This window comes from Mesorhizobium sp. Cs1299R1N1, assembly GCF_037179655.1.
In the GTDB taxonomy this organism is placed as follows: Bacteria; Pseudomonadota; Alphaproteobacteria; order Rhizobiales; family Rhizobiaceae; genus Mesorhizobium; species Mesorhizobium salmacidum.
Genome location: NZ_JAPYKR010000049.1, coordinates 1 through 6,295, shown reverse-complemented (window position 1 = coordinate 6,295; position 6,295 = coordinate 1). Strand labels below are relative to the sequence as shown.

At 57.3% G+C, this 6,295-nt stretch carries 4 protein-coding genes and 3 pseudogenes; 3 read left to right on the top strand and 4 right to left on the bottom strand.

Annotated features, from left to right (window positions below):
• Positions 1-127 precede the first annotated feature (127 nt).
• The 3 genes and pseudogenes from O7A70_RS33235 to O7A70_RS33225 form a co-directional block, all read right to left on the bottom strand.
• Entirely contained in the window at positions 128-889 is a 762-nt protein-coding gene (locus tag O7A70_RS33235) for a class I SAM-dependent methyltransferase (protein WP_337144114.1), read from the bottom strand.
• A gap of 213 nt (positions 890-1,102) precedes the next feature.
• Positions 1,103-1,273: a hypothetical protein gene (locus O7A70_RS33230; protein ID WP_337144113.1), complete on the bottom strand. Its 171-nt coding sequence runs from the start codon at positions 1,271-1,273 to the stop codon at positions 1,103-1,105.
• Positions 1,274-1,528: 255 nt separating this feature from the next.
• A pseudogene (locus O7A70_RS33225) lies at positions 1,529-1,736 on the bottom strand (transposase); the annotation flags it as partial.
• 223 nt (positions 1,737-1,959) lie between these two features.
• Between O7A70_RS33225 and O7A70_RS33220 the strand changes: the two are divergent.
• Positions 1,960-2,196: pseudogene (locus O7A70_RS33220) on the top strand (IS110 family transposase); the annotation flags it as partial.
• A gap of 20 nt (positions 2,197-2,216) precedes the next feature.
• Here the strand turns inward: O7A70_RS33220 and O7A70_RS33215 are convergent.
• Positions 2,217-2,744 (bottom strand): annotated as a pseudogene (locus O7A70_RS33215) (transposase); the annotation flags it as partial.
• 545 nt (positions 2,745-3,289) lie between these two features.
• On the opposite strand from O7A70_RS33215, the gene O7A70_RS33210 reads away from it, so the two are divergent.
• Both O7A70_RS33210 and O7A70_RS33205 read left to right on the top strand, forming a co-directional pair.
• Positions 3,290-4,630 (top strand): aspartate aminotransferase family protein, encoded by a 1,341-nt coding sequence (locus O7A70_RS33210; protein ID WP_337144112.1) that lies wholly within the window; start codon positions 3,290-3,292, stop codon positions 4,628-4,630.
• An 891-nt stretch (positions 4,631-5,521) separates the two neighbouring features.
• Positions 5,522-5,644: a hypothetical protein gene (locus O7A70_RS33205; RefSeq protein WP_337144111.1), complete on the top strand. Its 123-nt coding sequence runs from the start codon at positions 5,522-5,524 to the stop codon at positions 5,642-5,644.
• Positions 5,645-6,295 lie beyond the last annotated feature (651 nt).

Below are 6,295 nucleotides of genomic sequence, written 5' to 3'. Positions count from 1 at the left end.
AGGCACCACATTGATAGAGGCCTCGGATCGGCGAACGGTAATCCGAATAGTGAGCCGCCGGTCGCTTAAAGAACATCTGGTCGATAGTCATATCACCATGATTGATATGACCGCTGGGGATATTGAGTTACTTATATGCGACAACGATGAGCCGCGGGCCATAGGACGTGAACTCTCCACCCTCCTGCCCAAAGGCTTCAACTGTCTCAAACCCTGCGCATCGCAACATGCGAAGATATTCCGAAAATCCATAGTGTCTGACAGAAAGATGCGTTCGTCTAACGCATCCATTGCGGACGACGATCCTCTCGGAATTTCGACGATCGGTTAGCGCGTCGTAGTTTATTACATCGATTCTTAGATCATCGTTACACTGCACGACATCGCAGGTGGGCGACTTGTCACGGAGCAAAGCGAAGCGATTGAGCTGATCGATGAGCAGACGCCCTCCCTTTCGAAGTGAAGAAGAGGCTTCTTGAAGAACTTTCATATTATCCGCTTCATCGAAATAGCCAAACGTCGTATACCACAGAAAAGCCGCGTCAAAGCGATCTCGCCAGGGAAGTGAGCGCATGTCGCCAAGAAGATACTCAACATCTACCCGGCGCTCGGCTGCATCCGCTTCGGCTTTTTTCAGCAGGATCGGCGAGGTATCCAGTCCGGTTACCCGCGCTCCTTTTTCTGCCAATCGGTTGGTAATCCGCCCATAGCCGCATCCGAGCTCAAGAACTGAGCTGCCTTGTCTGAGCGAAAGAAGCTTCCAAATTGCTCCTATTTCCCGGTCGCTCCGCTCCGGAGGATTGACCACATCGCTAAAGTGCAAGTAATCTTCACTGAAGTGAGATTCAAGCTCAGATAAGGAGTGGGGGGTACTAATCTGGTTGTTCATAGTATTTCCATGTCTTTCACTAATGACATACTGATAGGATTGATTTTTTTGCACAGAACGAAGCGTTTCTCCTTACCTAGCGCGATCATCTGAAGGACACTGCTCCCGTTTGTTGGGATTGTCGAAGGTAAGCCGGCCGAATCGAGCCCCCGCGGCGAAGCCAACGATCATTCCTGCGACATGGTTTGGCGCCCGCGTTCACGAACTCCTTGACTACTGTCTGTTTTGATGGCCGCATCGCCCTTCCTCGAGACTCTCTTCAGCCCCATCAGGCATTTGTGGCCAGCGCAGCCGCCGGTCTGAACCATGATCCGAAAGCCGTCCGCCGGCTCGGGACAGCACGGTCTTCACGGCGGCGGCCGGCATTTCGGTGAGCGTGATCATCGGATGATTTCTTCTCAGTCCGTGACGTGTCTTGACGATGACTGAGCACGTTCCGTGCCAAAGCAGAAAATCATTTCCAAACAATATGGCGGCTCGAACACTGTCTGTCCGACGTCCGACATCAGACAATGCGAACCGCGGTTGAATGAAGCCCTGACTTCCGCCTCCCCACGGAGGACCCTATCCGTCAAACGCCGGGCAACCAACACTTACTGGCGGGACTGTTAGGACTCTTGTGCGTCAGGCCGGTTTTCGTCATTGGTTGACGAACCTTTCGCCGAAGACGACGGCGAACTGGGGCCGGCCTCGAACCAGTCGTGCGGCGGTCGTTTCCATTCCTCGGCCGCGTGGTTCAGCACCAGATATAGCAGCTTCATCACCGCGTCGTCGGTGGGGAAGTGGCGCGTTCGCACGCCGGGCGCAGCTCCGAGTTCAGCGGCTCGGTGGCATTCGTGACCAGTATGGTCATGACAATGCCATCTGGTCCCTGCTGGAGATAGGCGATTTCGGCGTATGATGTGACCGTCAGGGACAGGCGAACCGGGAGCACGCCAAGTGCGGGCAGGCCGATGTATTCGATCAGCTGCGAGCTCGTGTTAGCAATTGGCCGCCCCTGTGACCTCCCCGGTCGCGCGAGAGCGCGGATCCGTAGGTGTCGCGTCGAGTTTTTTGAGGAAAGGGCGCCGATGAGACGTGTGGTTCGAATGGATATCCATCGCACTTTCGCAGAGGTGGTGTTTTGGGAGGCGACGGGTAACGGTGGTGCGCGTGCTGTCGCCCTACGCGTTGTGGTAGCCAACCCGACGCCAAGTGAAGGCGATCGCCCATCCCAAGATCAAAACCGACAAGATCGACGCCGAGTTTTGGCCCGGCTTCATGCCAGCGGGTTCTTGCCGGATGTGTGGATCCCGGATGCAGGCACCGAGCGGTTCGCCGGCTCGTTGAAAACGGCCTTGATCGCCTCTGGAAAACCCCTTCAAGCCGTCGACAACGGCAATGAGGATATCGGCGTACCACAGTTCTACAGTTCATTCATGACGCACAGCTAGAACTTGGCGCCCTCCGTCTCCTTGATGCCGTCAGGCAGGATGCAGAGCGCGATGTCGATCGCCTTGTTGCGAACGAAGCCCTCGTCGCGGATCTTGCCCCGGATGGCGTCGACCAGCGGAAAACAGGCACCAAGGGTCTGTTTTGCCCTTCGGCGACCTCCGGCATCGGTGACCGCCGAGATCAGGCCGGCGAAACATCGATGCCATAAAGCTCCTCCAGGTGGCCGCGGATCTCGCGTGGCGTCGAAATCGGGAAGGCGGCGCTGATATCTTTGCGGGCAGCTTCGGATCGAATGATCCGGCGCGGTCGCGCGGGATCAAAAGTTCGAGCCTCAATGTCCGCGTTAGAACCGTCTTCTTCGAACCCCCGTAGCGCCGGATCGCCGATGCTTCCGCCTGGCAACCGTCCCCTTGGCAAACAACTCCTGCGGATCGCGTCCGGCAAGCAACCGGTCCAGTAGTCCTTGTCGATAACACGAGATGATTCAAGCTTTCCATCGTCATGGCCTCACGCACAACATTACTGACAGTCACCTGGACCAAGCCAACATGGCCCGCGGCGGGGCTGGGCGCCTGTCGGCGTGAACGTCGCAACCGCTCCGAAGTTCATCGAGAATCTGAGCGCCACGCTGCCGTTAACCAAACGCTGCAACAATCCTTCAAATAAATTCACAGAGTCTTTGCGACCCCAATCGCTGACAGTGGTACCTTCACCGCTAAGTATGAGGTCAGGCGCGGACAGAAAGCTGACAAATAAAAAAGCTGGTGCCCGTTTACGCCCGGACCGCCGCACACCACGCAACCGAGATCGACGCCAATGAAAAGCTGCGTAAAACAATGCATGCGCTCAACAACTTCACCAGCGGCGGACCCGGCACTCAGCGTGGCGAACCGGATTGCGGCGGCTGCCCGGTTCAGGCGCAACGCGCTCGCATTTACCCGAATATGAGAGACCAGGAGGAACTAGATGGAACCCTTGCCTGCCGAACAACCCGCTATCATCGAAGGCGCGATAGAAGAATTGGAAGCCCGCTACTCCAGCACCAATCCCACGAGCCGCGCGCAACTTTCTTCCGCAAGCCGGGTCCTCCCTGGCGGCAACACGAGAGCCGTACTCTACTATGATCCGTTTCCCTTGTTCATCGAAAGCGCGGTGGACGCCCGCGTCACCGATGTTGACGGGCACAGCTATATCGACTTCACGAACGACATGACAGCCGGGTTCTACGGTCATTCCAATCCGGTCATACTGGCTGCTATCCGGAGTGCGCTCGACAACGGCATCAGCTTCGGCGGTCCTCACCAGCACGAAATGGCGCTTGCCGAAGCGATATGCAGTCGCTTCATGTCGATCGACCGCGTCCGCTTCTGCAACTCCGGGACCGAAGCCAATCTGCTGGCCATGGGTCTGGCGCGTGCCGCAACTGGCAGGCCACTGGTCCTTGCCTTCCGCGGCGCATATCACGGTAGCCTTGCGAGCTACTCAAATACCGACGCGCCGCTCAACGTGGACATTCCGCAGATGCGCTTCGCTCGCTTCAACGACGAGCAGGATGTCCGGCGAGTCTTGGAAAAGGATGGAGCACAGATCGCCGCCATTATCGTCGAACCCATGATGGGGAGCGGCGGTGGCATTTTGGCCGACCGTGCCTTCCTCGCCGCTCTTCGAGCCATGGCGGATGAGTGTGGGACGCTTCTTATCTTCGATGAGGTGGTGACCGCCCGTTTGTTCCCTGGCGGCCTTCAGGACCTAGTCCAGGTCCGTGCCGATCTCACTACACTCGGCAAGTCGCTGGGCGGCGGGCTCACTTTCGGTGCTTTCGGAGGACGGGCGCAATTGATGGATCGACTGGACCCTTCCCGTCCGGGTGCGATCCTCCATGGCGGCACGTTCAACAATAACGTGCTGACCATGATCGCCGGCCACATCGGCCTCACCGAGGTAGCGACCGTCGAAGCGCTTCAGGCGGTTAACTCTCGCGGCGACAAGCTACGCCACAAACTGTTGGAAGTTGCAAAAGAGCGCAGAACGGCGCTTTCGATTGGCGGCCATGGGTCGATTCTATCGCTGCATTTTCAGCCTATAGCACCCCAGAATCCTGCCGAGATCACAACCACGCCAAAGCAACGGAAGCTCATTCATTTCGATATGCTGCTGCGCGGCTTCTACGTGCCGCGGCGCGGCACAATCAATCTCTCGCTGGCTACAAGCGGTGAAGACTGTGAGGCATTCCTGGAGGCCTTCGCAGGATTGCTCGACCGCTACTCGACCCTCCTGCCGCGCGATGAGGCCTCGGCAAAAGCATAGCCACACCTCATCAGCAGACTCGCACTGTCAATCGGCGCAAACTGGCTCTGACTCAATTTGCTGGCGCGTTCTCAACGCGGCTGGACGGGGACAAGCTCCGCTGGCCAAGGGTGGAGAACGGGGAGAGCGGGCTTGCCGCAGCGTGCTTTAAGGCCTTCGTAGAAGGCGGGCGCCGTGTTCGGACGATGGTTCCGTCATACCGTTGACATCGTTCTCGTCGGGATTGGCACTTTGGCAATGATGAGCTTGCCAAGCCTGTCCCAACGTTTGCCGATGGGCGTGCTCGTCGATCCGTTCTGCCGAACCTTGGACCGAGCATCTATGCCACCGGGGACCTCGCTTTTTTCCTTACGTGGGACGTTTGATCCGGCTGGATCTGTGCAGAACTCCGTTGGTGTGGGTATTGACGTTGTGAACACGATCCTAGACAAAGCCGCCGAACGCAAGCTCGTGCGATGATTCCGGAGGGTCAGTACGAGACGAAGCTGCAGCCCGCAGAGCATGCCGTCGATTACGACGAGGTGATGCCAATTTCCGCGGCTAGGGTGATGATTTGCGGCCTGGTAGCTGCTTACAGGCCACGCTGTGGCGGGTCGACGATCAACGACGCGAAAACATATGGCGGACAAGACGGATATTTAGGGCCGGCGTGAACCTCTCGTGCGAACTTCTTCTCTCCCCCCAATTCGAACTGATGCAGCATCTTTCCGAAACCGCCAAATTTGGCTTCGTGAATCCGCCCAAATGGAATGCACGCACTAAAATCCTCGTAGCTGTTAAGCCGGCAGTTGACGCGAATGTGAGAGGTTCGCGTGAAGGCGGACGGAGCGGTGTGGATCTAGCCGATGCGAAGATGGCGACGACGAGATCTCTGCCGAAGAGGCGCTCGGGGTGAAGGAAGCCGCTAGGACGGAGGAAGTGGTCGTGGTGTCGGTCGGCTCTGCCAAGGTGGAGGAGAAGCTGAGGAAGGCGCTCGCATTGGCCGCGGTCCGGGCGATGCTGGTCGAAAACTGACGACGCGTTGAGCGTTTACCGTTGCCAAAATTCTCGACGGGTTCCCGAACTCGAGAGCCCTGGCCTCATGATCGTCGGTACGTAGGCCATTGACATGGCAACCAAAGCGGCCAGTAGGATGAGGCGTTGGATCACGCCTGTTTTTGGCCAAGTCAATACGAAACGCCGGATAATCCTTAATATTGTTGACAGACAGAAGAATTATTTGGGAAACCGATGTAAACTATTGCTGTCTGTCTCTGTTTGTATGGCGAACGATACTATCGTCACTATATATCACCTTCGCCGAACTTCGGGGCCGGGAATAGTCAAGAACGTGAAGCACGAACTGTATGACGAGGTGCCTTCGGTCTTGCTCCGCTAGCGTCTGCCGCTACGCGTGCGCTCCACGAGCGGGATGCCATTTTTCGCCTGTCTGACCTCCGGTGCGAGCTACATTGTTGGGCGCTGACGCGCTCGGCTGTCGCATTGCCTCAATCAAAATGCTCCGAGCGTGCTCGTTGCCTCACGTAGAATGTTACCATGGTTGTGTGCGTCAAGTTCTGCAAAAGTGGGCGGCCATGGAGCTGATCATGCGGCTTGGCGTAGGGCGAGTTTTTTGTGCTCGCGCAGATCGTCCATGTTGATGTAGCGGTTGGCCTCCATCCAGTT